Source organism: Bacillus sp. H1a (genome assembly GCF_000633475.1).
Lineage (GTDB): Bacteria > Bacillota > Bacilli > Bacillales > Bacillaceae_G > Bacillus_A > Bacillus_A paramycoides.
Window position 1 is genome coordinate 1 of sequence record NZ_AYMH01000068.1, and the last position, 21,473, is coordinate 21,473.

Annotated in this window: 32 protein-coding genes; 6 read left to right on the forward strand and 26 right to left on the reverse strand. The window is 35.6% G+C overall.

The window, feature by feature from the left end; translation table 11 throughout:
• Positions 1-359: 359 nt before the first annotated feature.
• The 11 genes from U860_RS0126555 to U860_RS0126605 all read right to left on the reverse strand — a co-directional run bounded on the left by U860_RS0126555 (position 360) and on the right by U860_RS0126605 (position 4,204).
• A complete protein-coding gene (locus tag U860_RS0126555; RefSeq protein WP_025150905.1) occupies positions 360-815 on the reverse strand; it encodes a nucleoside triphosphate pyrophosphohydrolase family protein in 456 nt (151 codons plus the stop codon).
• Positions 816-834: 19 nt separating this feature from the next.
• The gene (locus U860_RS0126560; protein ID WP_025150906.1) at positions 835-1,086 is read right to left on the reverse strand and encodes a hypothetical protein; all 252 of its coding nucleotides are present in this window, start codon (positions 1,084-1,086) and stop codon (positions 835-837) included.
• A gap of 25 nt (positions 1,087-1,111) precedes the next feature.
• Entirely contained in the window at positions 1,112-1,279 is a 168-nt protein-coding gene (locus U860_RS32060) for a DUF3954 domain-containing protein (protein ID WP_033795493.1), read from the reverse strand.
• A gap of 8 nt (positions 1,280-1,287) precedes the next feature.
• On the reverse strand, positions 1,288-1,647 hold the full coding sequence (locus tag U860_RS0126570) for a hypothetical protein (RefSeq protein WP_025150907.1): 360 nt from the start codon (positions 1,645-1,647) through the stop codon (positions 1,288-1,290).
• Complete coding sequence (locus tag U860_RS0126575) at positions 1,640-1,918, reverse strand: AbrB/MazE/SpoVT family DNA-binding domain-containing protein (protein ID WP_025150908.1); 279 nt, start codon at positions 1,916-1,918, stop codon at positions 1,640-1,642. Before U860_RS0126575 ends, U860_RS0126570 begins: the two co-directional genes overlap by 8 nt.
• A 3-nt stretch (positions 1,919-1,921) precedes the next feature.
• Positions 1,922-2,848, reverse strand: a complete 927-nt coding sequence (locus U860_RS0126580) for a DnaD domain protein (protein WP_025150909.1) — start codon at positions 2,846-2,848, stop codon at positions 1,922-1,924.
• Positions 2,849-2,852: 4 nt separating this feature from the next.
• Entirely contained in the window at positions 2,853-3,029 is a 177-nt protein-coding gene (locus U860_RS36080) for a hypothetical protein (RefSeq protein ID WP_033795491.1), read from the reverse strand.
• 29 nt (positions 3,030-3,058) lie between these two features.
• Positions 3,059-3,223: a hypothetical protein gene (locus U860_RS36085; RefSeq protein ID WP_033795492.1), complete on the reverse strand. Its 165-nt coding sequence runs from the start codon at positions 3,221-3,223 to the stop codon at positions 3,059-3,061.
• A complete protein-coding gene (locus tag U860_RS0126595) occupies positions 3,223-3,489 on the reverse strand; it encodes a helix-turn-helix domain-containing protein (protein ID WP_025150910.1) in 267 nt (88 codons plus the stop codon). Before U860_RS0126595 ends, U860_RS36085 begins: the two co-directional genes overlap by 1 nt.
• Positions 3,490-3,499: 10 nt before the next feature.
• On the reverse strand, positions 3,500-3,775 hold the full coding sequence (locus tag U860_RS0126600) for a helix-turn-helix domain-containing protein (RefSeq protein WP_025150911.1): 276 nt from the start codon (positions 3,773-3,775) through the stop codon (positions 3,500-3,502).
• Between the two features lie 219 nt (positions 3,776-3,994).
• Positions 3,995-4,204 carry a helix-turn-helix transcriptional regulator gene (locus U860_RS0126605; protein WP_050447505.1) on the reverse strand — a complete coding sequence of 70 codons (210 nt, stop codon included), beginning with the start codon at positions 4,202-4,204 and terminating at the stop codon, positions 3,995-3,997.
• Between the two features lie 132 nt (positions 4,205-4,336).
• Here U860_RS0126605 and U860_RS0126610 point away from each other — a divergent pair, with 132 nt between their 5' ends.
• From U860_RS0126610 to U860_RS0126630, 5 genes are all read left to right on the forward strand, one after another.
• Positions 4,337-4,738 carry a helix-turn-helix transcriptional regulator gene (locus tag U860_RS0126610; protein WP_025150913.1) on the forward strand — a complete coding sequence of 134 codons (402 nt, stop codon included), beginning with the start codon at positions 4,337-4,339 and terminating at the stop codon, positions 4,736-4,738.
• Positions 4,739-4,858: 120 nt separating this feature from the next.
• Positions 4,859-5,344 carry an ImmA/IrrE family metallo-endopeptidase gene (locus tag U860_RS0126615; RefSeq protein WP_025150914.1) on the forward strand — a complete coding sequence of 162 codons (486 nt, stop codon included), beginning with the start codon at positions 4,859-4,861 and terminating at the stop codon, positions 5,342-5,344.
• A complete protein-coding gene (locus U860_RS0126620) occupies positions 5,341-6,453 on the forward strand; it encodes a site-specific integrase (RefSeq protein WP_025150915.1) in 1,113 nt (370 codons plus the stop codon). The genes U860_RS0126615 and U860_RS0126620 overlap by 4 nt, the downstream gene beginning before the upstream one ends.
• 79 nt (positions 6,454-6,532) lie before the next feature.
• Positions 6,533-6,847, forward strand: a complete 315-nt coding sequence (locus U860_RS0126625; RefSeq protein ID WP_025150916.1) for a thioredoxin family protein — start codon at positions 6,533-6,535, stop codon at positions 6,845-6,847.
• A gap of 429 nt (positions 6,848-7,276) precedes the next feature.
• Positions 7,277-8,158, forward strand: a complete 882-nt coding sequence (locus U860_RS0126630; RefSeq protein WP_025150917.1) for a cation diffusion facilitator family transporter — start codon at positions 7,277-7,279, stop codon at positions 8,156-8,158.
• Here U860_RS0126630 and U860_RS0126635 read toward each other — a convergent pair.
• The 5 genes from U860_RS0126635 to U860_RS0126655 form a co-directional block, all read right to left on the reverse strand.
• Complete coding sequence (locus tag U860_RS0126635; protein ID WP_025150918.1) at positions 8,148-8,783, reverse strand: phosphatase PAP2 family protein; 636 nt, start codon at positions 8,781-8,783, stop codon at positions 8,148-8,150. The genes U860_RS0126630 and U860_RS0126635 overlap by 11 nt on opposite strands.
• 77 nt (positions 8,784-8,860) lie before the next feature.
• A complete protein-coding gene (locus tag U860_RS0126640) occupies positions 8,861-9,616 on the reverse strand; it encodes a sporulation protein (protein WP_025150919.1) in 756 nt (251 codons plus the stop codon).
• Entirely contained in the window at positions 9,598-10,419 is an 822-nt protein-coding gene (locus U860_RS0126645) for a protein kinase (RefSeq protein ID WP_025150920.1), read from the reverse strand. Before U860_RS0126645 ends, U860_RS0126640 begins: the two co-directional genes overlap by 19 nt.
• A complete protein-coding gene (locus U860_RS0126650) occupies positions 10,419-10,601 on the reverse strand; it encodes a hypothetical protein (RefSeq protein ID WP_025150921.1) in 183 nt (60 codons plus the stop codon). Before U860_RS0126650 ends, U860_RS0126645 begins: the two co-directional genes overlap by 1 nt.
• A gap of 109 nt (positions 10,602-10,710) precedes the next feature.
• Positions 10,711-10,890: a YozD family protein gene (locus U860_RS0126655; RefSeq protein ID WP_000658452.1), complete on the reverse strand. Its 180-nt coding sequence runs from the start codon at positions 10,888-10,890 to the stop codon at positions 10,711-10,713.
• A gap of 148 nt (positions 10,891-11,038) precedes the next feature.
• Between U860_RS0126655 and U860_RS34330 the strand changes: the two genes are divergently transcribed.
• The gene (locus U860_RS34330) at positions 11,039-11,194 is read left to right on the forward strand and encodes a DUF3930 family protein (RefSeq protein ID WP_081806936.1); all 156 of its coding nucleotides are present in this window, start codon (positions 11,039-11,041) and stop codon (positions 11,192-11,194) included.
• 4 nt (positions 11,195-11,198) lie between these two features.
• Here the strand turns inward: U860_RS34330 and U860_RS0126665 are convergent, their stop codons facing one another.
• The 10 genes from U860_RS0126665 to U860_RS0126710 form a co-directional block, all read right to left on the reverse strand.
• Positions 11,199-11,861 (reverse strand): hypothetical protein, encoded by a 663-nt coding sequence (locus U860_RS0126665; protein ID WP_002171817.1) that lies wholly within the window; start codon positions 11,859-11,861, stop codon positions 11,199-11,201.
• Between the two features lie 283 nt (positions 11,862-12,144).
• Positions 12,145-12,360 carry a YozE family protein gene (locus U860_RS0126670; RefSeq protein ID WP_025150922.1) on the reverse strand — a complete coding sequence of 72 codons (216 nt, stop codon included), beginning with the start codon at positions 12,358-12,360 and terminating at the stop codon, positions 12,145-12,147.
• Positions 12,361-12,432: 72 nt separating this feature from the next.
• Positions 12,433-12,705 (reverse strand): YokU family protein, encoded by a 273-nt coding sequence (locus U860_RS0126675; protein ID WP_000995763.1) that lies wholly within the window; start codon positions 12,703-12,705, stop codon positions 12,433-12,435.
• Positions 12,702-14,120 carry a lysine 2,3-aminomutase gene (ablA, locus tag U860_RS0126680; protein WP_025150923.1) on the reverse strand — a complete coding sequence of 473 codons (1,419 nt, stop codon included), beginning with the start codon at positions 14,118-14,120 and terminating at the stop codon, positions 12,702-12,704. Before ablA ends, U860_RS0126675 begins: the two co-directional genes overlap by 4 nt.
• Before the next feature lie 210 nt (positions 14,121-14,330).
• Complete coding sequence (rocR, locus tag U860_RS0126685; protein ID WP_081806937.1) at positions 14,331-15,716, reverse strand: arginine utilization transcriptional regulator RocR; 1,386 nt, start codon at positions 15,714-15,716, stop codon at positions 14,331-14,333.
• 264 nt (positions 15,717-15,980) lie between these two features.
• Positions 15,981-16,838, reverse strand: coding sequence for a putative beta-lysine N-acetyltransferase (gene ablB, locus U860_RS0126690; RefSeq protein ID WP_025150925.1), 858 nt, complete (start codon positions 16,836-16,838; stop codon positions 15,981-15,983).
• Entirely contained in the window at positions 16,835-18,103 is a 1,269-nt protein-coding gene (locus U860_RS0126695; RefSeq protein ID WP_002171812.1) for a peptidase, read from the reverse strand. The genes ablB and U860_RS0126695 overlap by 4 nt, the downstream gene beginning before the upstream one ends.
• Positions 18,104-18,118: 15 nt before the next feature.
• Complete coding sequence (locus U860_RS0126700; protein ID WP_002171811.1) at positions 18,119-18,781, reverse strand: CoA transferase subunit B; 663 nt, start codon at positions 18,779-18,781, stop codon at positions 18,119-18,121.
• Positions 18,766-19,464, reverse strand: coding sequence for an acetate CoA-transferase subunit alpha (gene atoD, locus U860_RS0126705; RefSeq protein ID WP_025150926.1), 699 nt, complete (start codon positions 19,462-19,464; stop codon positions 18,766-18,768). Before atoD ends, U860_RS0126700 begins: the two co-directional genes overlap by 16 nt.
• The gene (locus U860_RS0126710) at positions 19,461-20,771 is read right to left on the reverse strand and encodes an aspartate aminotransferase family protein (protein ID WP_002171809.1); all 1,311 of its coding nucleotides are present in this window, start codon (positions 20,769-20,771) and stop codon (positions 19,461-19,463) included. The genes atoD and U860_RS0126710 overlap by 4 nt, the downstream gene beginning before the upstream one ends.
• Positions 20,772-21,473: the final 702 nt, after the last annotated feature.

The following is a 21,473-nucleotide window of genomic DNA, read 5'->3' on the forward strand; positions in this document are numbered from 1 at the left end:
GTGTCGCGCAAATAACGCTTTCGTTAAGATCCATGAATCCATTCATTAGGTGAAAAACTTTTATAGAAGCACCTTTTTGGACAAATTCACCAGATGGATTAACAGAAATTTCGTGTTATTCTTAACATGTTGAATAACCCAATACATTCAACAATGCTCTTGATTGCATACTTAGTATGTAACCATCCATCCAGATACCTTAGCTAATACGTCTCCCTAATCGTTGTAATTGCTAAGGTATCTTTTATCTTTTTAGATGCCCTGTGTGCAGGGCCTTTTTATTTCAGTGATGATGCTCTTTTTCCCATCTAGTTAGCAATGCTTTTAGTCCCATTTCTTAATAAAATTCAAATTTTGTCTTACTTCACATCAACGCGCTTTTGGCTAGCTTCCCTGCTAAACCCGTCTGGATACCTTTTTGCTAGTTTGGCAATGTTCATTTGAGCAATATCTTCTAAGGTATATCCAATTTCATAAGACATGATTGAAATGTAGTACAAGATATCCCCTAACTCTAAAGCGATTTTATGAGTATTTCCTTCTTCTTCTCCTGGACAATGAGCCGGATCAAAACCATGACCATGAAAAATAGCTTTTTTTACAATATCAGCAACCTCACCAGCTTCCCCCGTAAGCCCTAATGCTGCATTTAAAATGCATCCACCGAAATCGTTATTTGTATTCCATGTACGTAATGTCGCTTCTTGGTATTGATCTAATTCACAAATTTGATTGATATTCATTACAGCTTGTCCTCCCTTTGATTTACTGATTAATTTAGTTGCTGCATATACACCGTTTTCCATTGCTTTCATTTTGATTTCCCCTTCCTATTTAGCAAATCCCTAATCCTATCGGACGATTTTCAATCATATACTTATCAGCCTGATCTATTACGAGGAGCGCCACCTCTGCTTGGTGTCTCCTTAACGTTTTTGCCATCTTCGGTAAACTCATACCTTGACTCCACATTTCACGAAAACGTATAACGTCCCTTTCATCCCAAATGAAGTTAGCTTCTTCTAAAGCGATGTATATTTTCAAACGTGATTCCTTCATCGCTTCATGATTTCTTGCTACGCTCATAAGCGAACCTACCTTCTAAAAATGATTATTTTATCTTTTCAGTAAACTTAGTATCCACGCGATCAACTTTACCGTTAACCCAAACTGCAACTTGCTCACCAAATCCGCTCACTGGTGGATTAACCGCTGTAACATTTCCATCCTTAACTATATAGAGCTTATTACTTGTAACATCAATTTCTATCTTTTTCATACCTTTTCTCACTTCATGTACTCGACAACATCCGGTTTAAAACCACTTCCTAAATAAACCCTTACTGGAATTATTTCTTTTTTATCCCTTGCTGCCTTACACAATTCTTCCGCTGTTTCCCAGTTAAAAAGCTTATTTACAGCTCTTTGAAATCTCCAAATTGCCATTGCATATTGTTCAAAGATGTCATAACGATCATCTTGTTTAGTTGTGCGCGGTAATTCATCCGTACCCTTTGCATTCCTTGGAACTCGGACACGTACATCAGCATATGTAACGCGTCCAGTTCCTTTCTTCATATTTGCTTTCCTTACATCAAACTCACAAATTGCTGACTCTACATCGAAAATATTTAACTGCTTAGGCATGTGCCATCCCACTCTTTTCAAGAAAGTCCAGTAATTCTGTTGCCCCTTCCTTACTCAAAAACATTCGGCCGCCCAGCAATTCCATGTTTGATTCGGAAACTTCACCAATTACAAAGCATGACTTTTCCTGTTTCCTTAAAACGATGTTTTCCCCATCAACATGAAAGTCGAGTGCCGTTCCTTCAGCAATCCCCAAAGTTCTGCGTAACTCTACTGGAATTACTACACGGCCTAGCTCGTCCACTTTTCTTGCAACACCTGTGTTTTTCATACCTTACTCCCCTTTAGTATTTTTATATTTGCTTAATATCTCATCCAAACGTTTCTGATTGTCTTCAAGATCATCACTTCGAACTTGCTGTGGTTGTTGTATTGGTTCAAGTTCTTCTCGCTGATGTAACCATTCTGGTACAGCTTCCGTTTGTTTGGCATAACCTTTACCAGTACGCTTTTTACTTTGTTGTTGTCTTCGGAATTCTGCTTGTGCTGCTTCTACATCTTGAATTCTTTTAAAGCCTTGTTGATGCCAATCTTTTAGAATTCCTTTTGTATAAGACCAATTACGTTTATTGTTTTCTAAGGTGATTTTCATTGCTTCAACTACTAATGATTGGTTAAGATCATCTATCCATTGATTAATTTCTTCTCCCATGAATGGAGATATATGTCCAAAATTTTTCATATAAAAATCGATTGCGAGATTTTCTACTAGTGGTTTTTCTTTTTCTTCTTCTTGTCCCCGACTCTTGCCACGGTCCGTTAACGTATCGTTATACGAGTCGTCAATGAATGTTTCAATAAGCTTCTTCATGGATTTTTGCTCTATATGTTTACAGATTGGAATTAACAACGATATATTTTTCACATCTTTTAATTCTTTCTCTATTAAATCCTCAACTGGTTTCCCAGCTTTTTTTAGGTTGTATTTACCCCAATTAAAAATGACTAATTCTCTAGTTTCATTATCGTATTTTATTAGCTTGTGATAGTCTTCAAAACGTTGCATCAAAGCCTTTATAGTCTCGTGTGAATACCCTGTTTCAAAGGCCATTTGTTTTTTTGTTATTTGATATACACCGATCTGTTTCGTTTGTGGATTAGTTAATAAATATAAGAAAAAGTACTTATCTTCTGGTGTAAAGTCTTCTTGAACCTTCACATCATTCCAAAATGAAGTGTGTACTTGTCTGAATATCGCCATCTTTTTACCTCCTAGTACAAATCACAATATGGGCTTGTCCACTTTTGATAATTCGTTTAATTTCATAATGCGGATAACCAACACTGAAATATTGCTTTATCATCTGTTTTAATTCTTCTTTGCTTTTTGCTAATTCCCAGAACTTATTAGGTAATAGCACTTGATATTCAATTAAATCCATGTACTATTTCCCTACTTTCCGTGGTATACTTATAACACTTGTTTTTTGTTAAAGGCCTCACTGCCATGGGTCTTTTTATTTTCTTCTACATCACTCCAAGCCCATTTTTTTATTGGTTCGTAAGTGATGTAATACAGCCATACAACGCATGCAATTAACACCCCAAATATCGCTAACAATATTGGATTTCCCACTAAATCACCTCCTTTTGCGCTTCAAGCCACGCTTCCAAATCCTTTTGTAAGAAAAGTAATTTTCGCCCTTCTCTTATCACTGGAAACTGCGGATGTTTTGCTAATTCATACATTCTACAAACTGCAATGTTGAGATAAGCAGCCGCTTCTTTCACTCGCATTACTTTATTTGGTTGTGATTTTTGATGGAATTCAGCTAACGCCGCTCTGATCTCTTCTCTCACAACTTCACGAATAATTTCTTTTAACGATTCCTCTAAGTTCATACATGCCCCCCTACATCATCTCTTTGTTTCCTGCTTGCTTTTCCATCCACTCATAAAACTTATGAGTAACAATCATCCATCGTTTACCTTCACGAAATGCTGGAAATCCTTCGGTTTTAACAATTTCATACATTCTGTTCTTACCGACCCCTAAAATCTCCATCGCTTCTTCTAATGTAAGTAACGGCTTTTTGTTAACGAATTGTGACTGTTGGTTTTGAAGAAGTTCTATTAATGGTTGGATTGCTTTTGTTACGGCTTGTTGGATTTGTTCTTCGATGGTCATTCATTCACCTCATTTCTTGAATATGTGACTTTTCACAATCTAAATTTTGTATCAATTCCAACAACTCTTGGACTGCATCTTCTTTTGTATAATTTGGATCATTGTCTAACGCATAGATAATATCCATTAATTTCGTTTGAAGATGTATAATGCGATACTATTCCTGAAGTTGATTCATTTGCTCCCCTCCGAAAACAACATTTTGTTGGGTTTTTAATTTTAAAAAATATATTCAGGACATTTATCGAATACCTTTGATATAGCTAGGGCAACCTCTAAACAAGGTGTTCTAACACCTTGTTCAATCATTCCATAGTAACTTTCGGTAATCCGAACTCCATAGTCCTCTTTTAATATTAAAACTATATCTTTTTGGAATAATTTTTTACCTTTTCTGAGTTGAGTTAACTTAGATCGCTTTTGAATCACTTCTTTCTCATACACAACTTTTAGTTGTTTGTAAACACAAAAAACAATTTTTAGTTGTATTTTTTATTTTTTTTCATTCACCCAACTGTAAGTTGTATAATAAATGTAAATACCCCTAAGAAAGGAGTACTTATGTCTTACATTAAAGAACGATTGAAAAGATTAAGAAAGCTACATAACCTAAAACAACGTGATGTCGCAGAATATCTTGATATATCTGAAAGTGCATACGGTTATTATGAACAAGGGCGCAATGAGCCTTCATTGGAAAGCGTAAGAAAGTTAGCGGAGAAATATGATGTTTCAGTTTCGTATTTACTTGGCGAAACGGATGAAGAAGGTAATTATTCGAAAACCCCAGATGAATATGACTCCATCACAGAAATCTCCAAATACATACAGCAACTCGGTATAGATAATATGGGATTTTTCGATATTGAAAAGTGGAAAAATCTTTCGCCAGAGGATGTTGAGGAAATAAAAAAGCACTTTGATTATGTTGTATTTAAAGCGATACAAAATAAACAAAAGTAGCTTAAACAAAACCATTACAATATTAAATATCCAAAAAGTACAAAAAGCCCACTTCACGGGCTTTTATTTTTACAGTAAAACAAGAACAAACGTTCCTTTTTTAACAATGAGGTGAAATTCATGGACTGGTCGTATCAAACTACCCTACTAGAAGATTGGATAACTACATTTTATCAACAGCTTGGGATTTTAAAACCAAATGACTTATGTATTGAAAAAATCGCTCAACTCTGTAATATCATACTTTTAAAAGATGACATTGACTCATACTACATAGCAAATAATTATTTAAAAATGATTGTTATTGATTCACGCTTATCTAAAGAAAAACAAAAGGAAGTATTTTTCCATGAATTATGCCATATCCTGCGCCACACTGGCATACAAGGGATTATGCCTAATGCTTTTCGTGAATTGCAAGAATGGGATGCGGTACGTTTTACCAAATATGCAGCTATCCCCTTTCATATGCTAAAATATATTAATCCTGCAAAGGATACTATGGTCGCTGATATGTCTGAAGTATTTCAAGTTACTCCTGAATTATGTAAGCAGCGTCTTACACAAATTCAAAGGAAAATACAAATCAAGGAGTGTTTAACATGAAAGGACATATTCGAAAAAGAGGTTCCAAGTGGGCAATAATAATAGACATTGGCCCTAATCCTGAAACGGGAAAAAGGCGCCAAAAATGGTTTTCTGGATATAAAACGAAAAAAGAAGCACAAGTCGACATGGCTAAAAGAATCGTAGAAATAGAAGAAGGCTCATATATTGAGCCCATAAAAATGAGAGTACGTGAGTTTTTCCTTCAATACCTTGAAGCAAGAAAGATAAACCTTCGAGAAACCACGTACTACAACTATCGAAAACATATTAACAATCATATTATACCAAAACTCGGAAACATTCCAATGCAAAAATTAAAAGGTGTAGATCTTGAAAAGTTCTATGGTGATCTATCTGAATCTATGAAGCCTGTTACAGTTCGAAGTATTCACCAAATTATTCGTACCGCGCTTGCTTATGCTATGAGACACGAAATTGTGAAAAAGAATGTAGCTGATGTAGTAAGCCCTCCTAAAGGTGAAGAAAAAACTGTAAATACATGGTCAGAAGAACATATACTCTGCTTTTTAGACAATGCAAAAGATAGCAGGTACTATGTTGCATACCTATTAGCTATCACTTGCGGCATGCGTAAAGGGGAAATCTTAGGGCTACAATGGAAGGATATTGATTTTGAGAGAAGAACTTTATCTGTTAATCGTTCCCTCCCTCATATCACCAAAGAATTTCATGAACCTAAAACATCTACAGGAAAGAGATTAATTGTTCTACCTGAAATTACCCTACAGGCACTTCAGGAACATCTTCAGAAAATATATGAAGAAAAAGAACGGTATGGCGATGGGTATAATAATTATGATTTGGTCTGCCCTACTTATAATGGTAACCCTTGTAATTTCAGAAGTTTGACACAGCTCTGGAAAAAGCTTATAAAGAAAAGTGGGGTTCCTGATATTCGGTTCCACGATCTGAGACATACCCATGCAACATTAATGTTGAAACAAGGTATTCATCCGAAGATTGTCAGTGAACGATTAGGACATAAAAGAGTAGGCATCACATTGGACACCTACTCACATGTTGTACCAGGCCTACAAGAAAAAGCAGTCGAAGATTTTGCAAACAATCTATTTCAAAAACACTAATGTTTGCAAAATGTTTGCAATTACGGATTTTGCATAAAAATACTAGCTTATCCGTGTGACAATGGAAGGAGTCAAAAACATGAGAGAAATCAAGTCTGACAAGGAATTCAAAGACATCATCGCAAGCGAGGAGCCAGTAGTTGTTAAGTTCTTTACTACATGGTGCCCGGATTGCGTGCGTATGGACAACTTTATCGGAGATGTAATGGAAGAGTTCAATAAATTTGAATGGTATTCTATTAATAAAGATGAGTTACCAAGTATTGCTGAAGAGTATCAAGTAATGGGTATTCCAAGCTTACTTGTATACCAAAATGGCGAAAAGCTAGGCCACTTACATAGTGCAAATGCAAAAACTGAAGAGCAAGTTACTGAGTTTTTAGAAGCTTACTAAGAAACAAAAAAACCTCTGGATAATTTTTCAGAGGTTTTTTATTTGTTTTCACAATGTTCTTTCGTATTTTTCATGCAAATGAACATATATTAATGCTTTTCTCCTCTTCTACTTCAAGAAATCATTTTTTATCATTTCTTATATATTCTTCCTCCGGGGAATTACAAACCATCATTTTGAGAAAAATATATACGAATGGTATTAATACGAATCATTATTGGCACCACTCCTTCCTTATGCCCTATTCATCGTTAATTGTTTAACAACTTTCCACTTTGTACTTTTCAACATATTTTTCCTTAGCGAAACTTTGTTATCCCCTACTTAAAAAGCTATAAAACGTCAACAATGTTTGTATAGACCCACACGACTTTCATTTGATACTCTATTTATAGAAAGAAATTCCTTGTAGGAAGGTGAGTGATTAAAATGGATTCTCTTTCTCATAAAGAAGCTGATAAAGGTGCTATTGTCAGCATTATGGCATACATATGTTTATCCTCTATGAAAATCATCATCAGTTATATTACCCTCTCTAGCGCATTACGTGCTGACGGTTTGAATAACTTAACGGATATCGGTGCTTCTTTAGCTATATTAATCGGTCTAAAAATTTCTCGTAAGCCTCGTGATCCAGATCATCCATATGGGCATTCACGTGCAGAACAAATCGCATCACTTGTTGCTTCTTTTATTATGGCAACAGTCGGATTAGAAGTTGTCATTAGTGCAATTCAATCGTTTTTCAATCCGAAACAAGCAGCACCTAATGTACTTGCTGCTTGGGTTGCTTTATTTTCTGCTGTCGTTATGTACGGCGTATATAAGTATACGAAAAAGATTGCAATTCAAACAAAGAGTAAGTCGTTAGAAGCCGCTGCAAAAGATAATTTATCCGATGCACTCGTAAGTATTGGTACAGTAGTAGGTATAGTCGGATCACAGTTCAAAATGCCTATTTTAGACCCCATTGCTGCTTTAATTGTTGGTCTTATTATTTGTAAGACTGCATGGGAAATTTTCGTAGAAGCTTCCCATATGCTAACGGATGGCATTGATCCTGATAAAATGGATGAATATGCTGATGCTGTAGGGCATATTTCAGGTGTAGAACATATTGTAGATATTCGCGCTCGTATGTATGGGAATCAAACGTATGTAGATATTACAATTGAGGTAGATGCTCAAATGGATGTTAGCGAAAGCCATTGCATTACTGACAATATTGAAGATATGCTTCGAAAAAAATTCGAAATTTACCATGCTCACATTCATGTGGAGCCCATGCAAAAAGAACCTATTATGACATAGGTTCTTTTTTAATGAACGCCTTATGAAATATAACACATAAAACGAGCCAGCTACCGCCCGCTGCCCACCCTGCTAGTATGTCAGATGGATAGTGAACACCAAGGTAAATTCGGCTAACTGAAATAGATAATACAACAAAGCTTGCTATAAAAATAATCAACAACTTTTTATGCAATGTAATACGATCTTCTGTAATTGTGACGTATGCAATAAATCCTAAAAAGGCAGTAGCATTCATCGTATGACCGCTCGGAAAGCTATATCCAGTTGCTGTAACAAGCTGTGACACATCAGGTCTTGCTCGTTCGTACCATAATTTGAGCATACTGTTCAAATAACGAGATCCGTAATAATTAATTGTTAGAAGCAATGCACTTAATATTTTTTTTCTAACAAGAAAATACATTACGAGTATAATGAGTAACGGGAAATATATTCTTTTTGAACCGATGAAGGACACCCAAGTAAAATAGGTTGTCAAATAATCGTTTCGAAAACTTTGAATAAAGTGTGCGACTACATTATCAAATTTTTCAATACAAGCGGTATGATACGAAAGTGATAGTGCGACAAAACAAATGAGTAGTGTACAACTTAACAAGTATAAATGTCGATATCGTTTCACATACATAACCTCACTATGCAAAAAAATGGAGCGGTTGTTTTAGTTTTCCTCACCATTTCTTTTTTATGCATAGTTTATTAAAAAATATAATTGTTAATTTTTTGCTGCATCGTCGGAATATCTTCGCTTGTTACTGTAAAGCAAATAACCTTCTCATCAAAATCTAGCGCTTCTGCGAATAAACCAGCTAATCCACGTGATTTTCTATCTACTTCCATAATAATTTCTAATCGGTTGTGAGCACGTGGCAAGATTAATAATTCTAATTCATCTAATTTTCCATAATGCTCACCTGAGACTGGAATGAACTCAAATTCTTGCGCAAATGGAACTTGATTACGTAAACGATACGGCAATTCTTCACATTCTATATGACGCGCTTTAAAACCTAATTGATTTACACTATCTAAAACACTATTTAATAGTGCATTTGGCAGCACCTGAATATAATCACGGTCACTAGGATCAATACTTCTTTTAATATCAAGACCCGTATGAACCCAAACCTTTTTCATACCAAGTGTAAGTGGTGCTTCAATTGGCATTGGAAACGAAAATGGAATTTCTATTTTTTCATTTGGCTCTACAGAAAATGGATCTGTTAAACGAACTCGCTCTAAATCATATGTTGCCGTTACTTTTTTATCATCGACTTCTCGTACATACGATGTCGATAACGTTAAGTAAATGCTTTCAATTTGTTGGCTAACTGATCCTCCAGTTATATGAACCTTCCCTACAATCTCTTCTCCAACTATATGTTCATCTTTTTCAAGAACAGTATCTACTTTTGCATTACCAATACCAACGCTTGCTAAAAACTTTTGAAACATGGGGTCTCCATCCTTTCTAAAGCGTAAGCTACATCTTTTTTCAAATCTTGTACATTCTCATAATACGGCGTTTTTATTTGTAACATTCGCATAAGTGTTTCACGATTATATTCTTCCAACACTAACTCTTCAAACCATGGTTTTTCATGTTTTTCAGTAGATTCATAATCAGCATACAATAAAAATAACGCGAAATGACCGAGCGCATAAAAATCGCTACGAAACTGAACTTCTCGCATCAAAGCTTGTTCACCTTCATAAATGGTAGCTCGTTCATCACCTTCACCTTTAAATTTAGCCAATCCAAAATCAATAATACTAATTTGATTTTCTTTCATTAATATATTCGGAATGCGTAAATCTCGGTGAATAATACCTTTACTATGAAAATACGAAACAATCCCTAATATTTCATATAAAATTTCAAAAACTTCACGTTCTTTGTATATATGACCCTCTAAGAAAATATAATCTTCAAAATTCTTACCTGGCATATACTCCATCACAAAAAAGTTCTTTTTCTTCCATATGAAATGATCATGTAGACTAGGAATTGTCGCATGATTTAATGTTTGTAAAATCAATTTCTCTTGTTCAAATGATTTTCTACCAGACTCATATCTTTGTTTACTTTGCCTCAATTGTTTTAAGACTTTATTTCTATTTATTTGCAAATCATTAACGACGTATGTAACCCCATAGCTACCCATTCCAATTACTGATTCAATGTTATAACGCTCTGCAACAATTGTATTTTTTCGCAGTGGTCTATCAAATAAAGCTAGTACACGACGCCATTTCATCAGCTACTTGAAAAGAAGCTACGGCTTTTGCGTTTTCTTTTATAATGCTGGTGCCCATAACCAGACGAACGTCGTTTATAGTCGCTACTTGAATAAGAGCGCCCTCCATGGCGATAATCACTACTCGAATACGAACGATATTTTTTCTTTCCTAATATAGAATCAACAATTTTTTTGAACATCCCTTCACCTCTTGAATAAATTTTTTTTTAATTATACCAATAATTCTTATCTATATTTGTGACAAGTTTGTAAAGAGTAAAAAACGACGAGTTGAGCCCGCCGTTACTTTCAATCTTCCTCTTCATCAAATACTTCATCAATCATGCATTTCTCTAATAAATACTCAAATGTAATATCTGCCAGGTCCTCGATTTCTTCTCTTTTTGGAACGTATCCTCTTTCAATTAGTTGCTCATAAAAAAACTCCGCAATCTCTTCCGTATCAATTACGACTTCAATTTCCTTCATGAGCATCACTCCTTTATTTCTGTTTTATGAAAAAATCTCAAAATTATGTATATGAGATTAGAAAAATAGTTTTTCTTTTTTATAGGTCATATCATGTGGACGAGGTGCATACGATGTTAGTACAAGCTATTCAAAGGGGGAAATAATAATGGAATACCAATATGAAGTAGAGCAAACAAAAGAAGAGTTCATGCATGAAGATAAATGGGCAGACTCTCTTATTAAAGGGCTTTTTATTTTTTTAATAGTTGTAGGCATACCTTACACTGCATATGTTGTTGTTCAATTTATTCTCTCTTTCTAGTTAACTATTTTTTCTCTGTCAATTTAACTAAATAATTATGAACAACATCCATTACAATTTTATATTCTTCATCTTTAAATGTATCGAATAATAATTGATAATCATTATAAATATCTAATAACCCATCAATAATTTCTTGGCGATTCGTCTTAACACTCACTTTTTTCGAATTGTTAATTGATTTCAATTTTCCCAAATCTAATTTATTCATACCAGCTTTATCTTGTTTCATTTTCTTCAAAATTGCATTTGCCGTTTGAGCATTGGCAAGTAATGTTAAATCTGACTCATCAGCCTCTAACCATTCACCATCAGTAATTCGTGACAATTCATATATTGTATCTTCCCATGCATCATTTTTATATCTCCAGACTTCTGTACGAAAACCAACAATACGAAAAACATCTTTATCATATCCAGTTACTTGCACGAGATCACCAAACGTAAAGTTATAATTTAATTCAATCCACTCTGTGTCGCCCTTTTTCATTTCTTGCTCCGTTACATGCTGCAGAGTTTGCTCTACATAAAATCCATCATGATTATTTACTTCGTATACATAAACACCATCTAAAATCTTCATATTTGTAATTTTCCCAACGGTTCCATATAGCGTAATCACGACTATGTCCCCTACGTTATATTTAGGTTGTTTTTTTCTTGCCATCTATATCTCTCCTTTTTTTGACGTCGTGATTTTGATAACAGTATATGCAACCTACATAAAAACGCTTATCACAGAAGCTTATATTCAGAAATTTTTTCGATAAAAAAATATAAACAAGTAGAATTTGTATTTAACTCAAAAAAGCTAGTATTTATACTAGCTTTCATTAATCATTTATGTCCTAACAAAAAGACGTATTATAAATAAAAAAACATAAGGAATACCTCACTTCCTAAAAGTAATGTATTCCTTATGTTTTCATTTACATAACACTTCAATATCGTTATCTCTCTTGCATGTATAAATCCCATGCTTCATCAAATATAGACATACTTTCTAGCATTCCACTTAACTCTAAGTATGAACTAATTTCATCATAGTCTTCAGATTGCTTCGGAAAACTTAAATCATCATACATCGCCTCTGCTAAATCTGATATTTCATTTCTAAATAAAGCTGCACGGTGCTTCATCATATAATGGTAAAATGTCTTTTTCAAAAATATTCCCTACCTTTCTAACTTGGGTACATTATACAAGGCAAAAAAGAAAAAAACCAGCATAAAAGCTGGTTAAAAGTCGAAATAATTCCTTTTTAATAATCGTGGCCTTCCCATCAACTCTTCATATGTTAGTTGTTTTGGCAAGTCTTTCGTATAAATTAAAAACAACTGATCTTCAATTTCTTTTACAGTATGGTCTGATTGATAGTCCATACCACATGAGGAACAAGAAATACATGGTGTCTCTTGGATTTCAATGGCTTTCGTACCATCTGGTAATTCCCAATATACAGTATTCAAGCTTTCTTTCGCTTCTGTACTGTCACACCACATACAATTCATACTGCATCACCCTCAGTTTTTTTGTCATCTTCTAACTTAGCCACTTGTGCTTGATACTTTTTATCTTTTAGTTGGTCACGCTTATCACGTTTATCTTTTAAAGATGCATGAGTTTCATTATCTTCGTAATCTTTACGACGATTCATACGCTGTAAGTCATCTGGAACAAGGTTAAATTTCTTATCGCTCATTAGACCTGCAATACCAACGTCAGAACGTTTCTCTTCATAAGTCGGATAAATTTCTTTAAAGTAGCCTTCTGCTCTTCCTGGAATATAATTTTCTGGCTCTGGATACGTCGTAATAACACCTTCAAAGTTACGAAGAACAACTTTATCCGCACTTTGTGAAATTAAATAGTTTGGCTGTAACGCAATTTTTCCGCCTCCGCCAGGTGCATCAACAACGAACGTTGGTACCGCATAACCAGATGTATGTCCACGTAAGCCTTCAATAATTTCAAGACCTTTAGAAACAGGAGCACGGAAATGACCGATACCTTCTGATAAATCACATTGATAAATGTAATATGGACGAACACGAATTTTTACTAAATCATGCATAAGTTTTTTCATAATTGGAACGCTGTCATTAATTCCAGCTAAAATTACCGCTTGGTTTCCAATTGGAACACCTGCATTTGCAAGCATTTCACATGATTTTTTCGATTCTTCTGTAATTTCAATTGAAGTATTGAAGTGTGTATTTAACCATACTGGATGGTATTTTTTAATAATATTACATAAGTTCTCTGTAATACGCTGCGGGAATACAACCGGTGCTCTCGTTCCAATACGAATAATTTCCACATGTGGAATCTCTCGTAAATTTTTTAATACATATTCTAAAATTTTATCGTTAATTAGAAGACCATCACCACCAGAGATTAATACATCTCGTACTTGTGGTGTTTCACGAATATAAGCAATCGCATCATCTAATTGTTTCTTCGGTACACCCATTCCAATTTGTCCACTAAAGCGACGGCGTGTACAGTAACGACAATACATAGAACATTGATTTGTTACTAAGAATAAAACGCGGTCTGGATAACGATGCGTTAATCCTGGAACTGGTGAATCTTCATCTTCATGAAGAGGATCTTCTAAATCATATTTTGTTTTATATAACTCTTCCGAAATCGGTACTGATTGCATCCGAATCGGACAGCGTGGGTCATCAGGATTCATTAGCCAAGCATAGTACGGTGTAATGTTTAACGGGATCGTTTTCGTTGAAATTTTAACACCTTCTTCTTCTTCAGGTGTTAAATTAATCACTTTCTTTAAGTCATCTAAAGTTTTGATCGTATTCGTTAATTGCCAAACCCAATCATTCCATTGCTCTTCTGTAACATCTTTCCATAATTCGATATCCTTCCAGTGACGATTTGGTTTGTATACATCATGTAACATTGCTATTCCCCCTTTTTATACGCTCATCCTTTATATAAGCAATAATTATGCCAACTTTATATTCTTGATAGGTAAATGTGAGAAGTACCCTATTACATAAGGAAAAAAATATTTTTAAGTGCTGTACTAAAACGATATATAATATCATATTCATTACTTTTTATATATGTAAACGCTCTTTTATTGGTGCAAACACACAAAAACCGCCGATTATTCGGCGGTTTTGTCGTACTTGCTCAGTTTATATTGAAGCGTTTGACGCGGAATTCCTAACATTTTGGCTGCTTGCAAAATATTCCCTTCCGTTTCAATTAACGCTTGATCTATTAATTCTTTTTCTGTTTGATGAAGAGCTTCCCTAAGCGGTAATATACTTTTCTTCTTCGGAGTTTTCTCTTTCCGAAATGTACGCGGTAAACAATTAGCTGTTAATGAACTTCCTTCCGCAATAATGACAGCATGTTCTATCGTATGTTTTAATTCACGAACATTTCCGGGCCATTGATAAGCTTGTAATCTTTCCTTTGCTTCCTTATCAATTTGAAGTACTCCTTTTTTATAACTTTTATTATATTCTTTCAAAAAATAAGACGCTAATAACAATACATCTTCAGTTCTTTCGCGAAGCGGTGGGATATATAACGAAAACACATTTAATCGATAGTATAGATCAGTACGAATTTTATTTTCTCTTAAACATACTTCTGGTGGCTGATTCATCGCCGTAATAACACGAACATCTACTTTTCTCGTCTTATTATCACCTATGCGGCGAATAACCCCATCCTCTAATACACGTAGCATTTTCGCTTGTAAATCAAGCGGCATTGAATTAAGTTCATCTAAAAATAATGTCCCTCCATCCACAAGTTCAAATAATCCAGCCCGTTCAATTGCCCCTGTATAACTGCCTTTTGTCGTGCCAAACAGCAAACTTTCTAATAACGACTCCGGCAAAGCTGCACAGTTTTGTGCAATAAACGGCTTATTTTTTCGTTTAGAAGCTTCATGAATCGCTTGCACAAATAGCTCTTTCCCCGTTCCAGTTTCACCATATATTAAAACATTCGCATCGGTTGGCGCTACTTTTTGTGCTAACTCTTTCGTCTGTTTAAAACGGGAATCATCAGTTACAATTGTCTCGAATGCAACATGCTTTTTCACCGTTTTTTTGCTAGTCGATCGTTTTATTTTCGATTGTAGATCTACAATCGTATCAGTAAGCTTTTGAATTGTAGAATAATCTTTCGCAATTTCTACAGCACCAGCAATATTTCCATCTATCAAAATAGGTAACGTCGTATTTACCGTACAAACGTCTTCCCCATTTAAATTTTGGTAATGTTGAACTTGATGTATGATTGGCTTTTTTGTGTTTAATACTTTCATCAATGTACTTGTTTCTCTTGATAATGACGGGAATGCTTCTAATAAATGCTTTCCTAGCACATTCTCAATTTTAGATCCATCATGTTTTGCGGCAACTGTATTATAAAAGATTGTAATCCCATTTTCATCTACTGCATGTATGGCCTCATCTATACTGCCCAAAATCGCTTCAATGACTTCCTGTGTCGAAACTGCTAGCAATGTCATCCCCCCTTTTGCCAAAAATTCAGCAAATTCAATGCCGAATTTTTGGCATCCCTCTGTGCGATTATAAGCATGACGATTCCGTTCTATTATTTTTATTATGATTATTTATATTTCTTTTACCTATTTATAATTAGATAAAGTGAAACTTTAATCAGTGGGGGGTGTTCATCCCCCACTGATTATTAGTTGAACCAATCGGGCGTTTACGGGCAGTTGATCTCCCACCTAACTCCCTCTCATTCTCCGAATTTTGAGGTGGGAGTCTTACTGCCCGGTAATGCGGGATAAATCTTTTACCCATATATTCATATCTTCCAACTTATCAAAAATGTAACAATTATTCGCAAGTCTTCCTGTGTACCTATAGCCTAGTTGATGAAAGGCTGCATTCATACCGAAAGAAAGCGAACGAGCAATTGTATAGGAACAAAAAATAGATTTTTCTTGGAGCTCTTCCTCTAACTTAATTAGTAAACTTTTCATAAACCCATGTTTTCGATATTCAGGTAAGGTAGCACAATTCGTTAATTCTGCATTTCCTTCTTTCACATTCATTTCAGCAGACGCTGTACTAATAATTTGTCCGTCGAATTCATATACGTAGTAAATTGTATCGTCTTCCTTCATCGTCTGCTTTACATAACTCGCTTCATTTAAAGGTGTTGGATAAACTTCAAATACCTTTCCAAAGACGGTTGCTAATTCTACTGCGTCTTCTTCGGTCGCTTTTCTTAACACAAACTTCTCTGGGATTTCTTTTTCCTTTACTTCTTTTGCTTTTACACCGCTTAAAATAGTATCTTCTTCAGTCCAATGAATACTATTTCGTCTTTCCTCATTATGATATTTCACGAAGAAGTACGCATCGTGTCCTTGAAAATAGTGAGGTATTGTTGCTTCTAATAAGAAACCGAAAGAGAGCCATGTTGAAACATGCTCTCCCTTTCCTTTTATAATACATTTAGTGAAAGAATGCTTCTCTGCTAATTCATCGATTGTTTGTATAATACTTTCAACATTTCCTGTATAGTGGTCTACTCTAATACGTTTATTAAAATAGTCTAAAACTCCTTCTACTGTATAGTGCTTCGTCTGTTCTCTAAAAGATTCATAGTATTTCATTTTTTCACCTCACACCAATCTAGTAATGTACATGCAATAATTTTTGCGGCAGCAATCATTTTATCAACTTCTATATATTCGTTTGGATAGTGTGCTACTTTCGTCTCTCCTGGGCCAAATACTATCGTTGGTACATTAGCGATTTGTGTGAACAAACCTCCATCTGTTCCCCATGGAGATGCTTCTATAATCGGTTCGTTCCCTTCAATTTCAACAAAGTTATGTTGAAGCGTCTTAATAAGCTCATGCTCTTCATCAAGCTCACCAGGGACCCATCTCGCTCCAAACCATTCCACTTCTACTGGATTTTCCACAAACCAACTGTCCACATCATTTAATTCACCGATCCAGCTTTCAAATTCTTCTTTTGCTGCCTCTATAGTCTCATTCGGCGCAATACCACATCTTCCTTCTAAAATTAACGAATCAGGAACAGAACTTGGCCAGCTACCACCTTCAATTTTTCCAATATTAATTGGAATTGGAATCGGAATTCCTTTAAATAACGGATCTGTAATTCGACCATTCCTCTTCTCTTCTAATTTTCTCAAATGCTCTACAACAAACATACTTTTTTCAATTGCACTTACTCCTTCATAACGTGTACCACCGTGTGCTGCTTTTCCTTTTACATGTAGGCGAAACCACATTGAACCTTGTTGTTTCGGGAAAAACTTCATATTTGTTGGCTCTGGAATAATAACGCCATCTGCCTTATATCCACGTAAAATAGCTGCTAAAGTACCCGCACCACCACTCTCTTCTTCTATAACACTTTGAAAATGGATATCGCCTTTTAATTCAATACGAGACTCAATAATTGCTTCCATCGCAAGCATAAGTGCGACATTGCCACCCTTCATATCCGTCGTTCCACGGCCATATATACGATTCCCTATTTTCTCACCACTATAAGGATGATGGTCCCACTGATTTACATCCCCTTCTGGTACAACATCAATATGTCCATTTAAAATCATAGATTTCCCATCACCACTACCTTTTAAAGTTGCTACAATGTTCGGGCTGTCTGAAAAACTTGTGCGCGGTGATACAAAATAAGGATGATCTTTCATTTTTGTAAACGAAGGCTCCCAAATATCGAGGTCTAGACCTAACTCACGCAATTTTTCAATAACAATTGCCTGCGCACCACTTTCATCACCAGATACGCTCTTTTCTTGAATTAATCGCTTTAAAAATTTTACACTTTCTTCTTCATGACTCTCAATATAATCACAAACTTGTTTTTTTAATTGCTCCATAGATTACAACTCCCCTCATTCAATTACTAGTAAATTTGAGCTTATATGAAAATCAGCCGCTGTATGTCGTTTTACATCTTCTACTGTATATGGTCCCATTAATTCTTGTAAAACGAGTCCACTCGTAGTCACTTCCATAACAGCCATATCTGTAATAATTAAATCTACACATTTTTTTGAAGTTAATGGCAATGTACACTCTGAAACAATTTTTGCATTTCCATATTTATCGACATGATTCATCACAACAACGACCCGTTTCGCTTTTTGTGCTAAATCCATTGCTCCCCCAATACCTGGAACACGTTTTCCCGGTACAATCCAGTTCGCTAAATCACCATTTTCACTTACTTGTAATGAGCCAAGAATCGTTACATCAAGTAACCCTTTTCGAATCATACCAAATGCTGTGCAGCTATCGAAATAACTCGCTCCTGTAATAAGAGACGTTGGTAAACCTGCTGCGTTACATAAATTCTCATCTTCATTCCCTTTACTAGGCGTTGGTCCCATACCTACAATGCCGTTTTCTGCATGAAACATAACATTCATATCTTTTGGTAAATGATTCGGTACAAGCGATGGAATCCCAATACCTAAATTTACAATCATGCCATTTTGAATTTCTTTCGCTGCACGTCTTGCAATCTTATCTCTCACTTCTACGCCCATACCCATTTCCAATGCACTCCTTCCGATGGCACGATATAATTTACGAATACACCTGGAACGACAATTTCCTCTGGATCTAGACTTCCAAGTGGAACAATTTCTTCTGCTTCTACAATCGTTATATCCCCAGCCATGGCTACATGAGGATTCATATTACGAGCGCTTTTATCAAATACAAGATTGCCAAACGGGTCCGCTTTTTTCGCATATACAATTGCAACTTCAGCTGTTAATGCTGTTTCAACTAAATATGTCTTTCCATTCATTTCAACTGTGCGTTTGCCTTCTTCTACAATCGTATCAACACCAACATCGACTAATATACCACCAAGCCCTACGCCGCCAGCACGAATGCGCTCTGCTAAAGTTCCTTGTGGAGAAAACTCAATTTGTAATCTTCCTTCATTTAACTGTCTTCCCGCATTTGGATTTGATCCAATATGAGAAGTAACTAAAGATTTAACTCTTTCATTCGTAACAAGACGACCGATTCCTACATCGGGAAATCCAGTATCATTTCCTATTAAATTTAAATTCGTAACTCCTTTTTCTAAAATAGCCTGGATTAAAGATGGAGGGGATCCGATCCCTCCAAATCCCCCAAACATTAATGTCATATCATCATGGAACAAAGAAATTACTTCCTCTATTTCTTTTAATTTACCAAATGTATTTGTAATAGTTGTCATGCGATACTATGCCCTCCTTTTTGCATCATCTCTTCCACACTCTTTGCAAAAATTGAAAGTAATTCATCTAATTCGGAATATGTAGTTGTCATTGGTGGTGCCACAAGCAGTGCACTATCCTCTTTTCCTGCTTGCCCTGAAACAGCTTGGTATAAGAGAAGTCCATTTTTAGCTGCAACTGAAATGAGCTCCGACGCCTTTGTAAACGGTTGCAATTCTATTCCAATCAGCAACCCTTTCCCGCGCACATCGGCAATGATTGTCGATTGTTGCTGAACTTTCTGTAACCCTTTTATTAAATATTCTCCCTTTTCCGCTGTTTTTTCAGGTAGATTATGTTTCTCCATATATTCAATAACAGCTAAAGCTGTCGCCGCAGACAATGGATTTGCACTTAGCGTATGCCCGCTCATAACAGAACGTGATCCTCGTAAAATCGGCTCCATAACGCGGTCACTTACAATTGTCGCTGCCATCGGTGTATAACCCGCTCCTAATCCCTTACCAAGCGTCATAATATCCGGCTCTACACCCCAGTGCTCCATCGCAAACCATGCACCAGTACGACCGAGCCCAGTCATTACTTCATCTGCAATAAATAAAATATCGTAATGACTACAAATATCTTTAATTACTTTATAATATTCTTTCGGTGGGACAACCGCGCCCCCAGCTGCTCCGATAATCGGTTCAGCGATAAAAGCTGCAATATGCTCTGCACCAATTCGATCAATTGCTCTTTCTAGTTCAGTCGCACAAGAAAGCTGACAAGTTGGATACACCTTTTGGACAGGACATCTAAAACAATATGGAGCTGGAACAGTTGGGTAATCTTCCAAAATAGACACGAAACGTTGTCTGCGCAGCGGGTGCCCAGACATAGATAAAGCTCCCATTGTAATACCGTGATAGCTCATCCACCGTGACAAAATTTTATGTTTCCCTTGAATACCACGCTCCTGAAAATGCTGAATTGCGATTTTCATAGCTGTTTCATTCGCTTCCGTACCACTATTCACAAAAAAGCTCCAGTTCAAATCGCCTACACTTAAGTCACTTAACTTCTTCGCCAACTTTTCAGCTGGTTCACTCGTAAACTGTGATCTATAAACGAAAGCAATTTCCTCTGCCTGCTTTTTAATTACCTCCGCAATCTCTGCTACGCCATGTCCGATACCTGCCGTAATCGCTCCTGACGAACCATCAAAATATTTATTTCCATTTTGATCATATAAGTACACACCTTTTCCATGTGAGATCATTGGATACGGCTGACCAACAAGTGGCTTAATTAAGTAATCGCGCATAGCGCTCCCCCATTTCTCCAATTTGTATATATATATGAAGAAAATTGACGTTTCTTTCATAAAAAAGAATTCTCTGCAAAAGCAGTGAACATATCAAAAAACTATTATAAAATATACAAATGAGTGCTAAATATTAGTATAAAACAGAAAATTCAGAACTTAAATCAAAGACCAACCCTTGCCTATACGCTTTCATTACCCTCCCTTATATAAAATAAACAACTAAACAATTATTCTCTTAATATAATGTCAGCTTCCCTCATTTGCTGACATTGTGTAAACTTCGACGGAACTCCTGTTATTCTCCTTCCTATTCCATTACTTTATATTGCATATTTTTAAACAAAATTCGACAATACACTTAGCCACATGGATAACAACCACTCTTACTTAAACATTTAATATCAGCTGTTTAGTACAATAAAAAAAGAACCGATTAACCACATTAATCAGTTCGGCACGACGCTCTTTTATCCGTTATTACCTTATCCAACAACAATTACTAAGATTTATAGAAATACTCATTGTGCAAATCCATAATTCGTACTACAGCCTAAAGCACGTAATCCTCCATAACTACATTCCAAATAACTATCGGGATATCCACATCCAAGGTGCCACTCCTTCCATCAAAGTCAAACTACCTTTCCTTTATAAATTATGTAAGACAATTATCACTTTGTATGTGTGTTTGCCTATAAA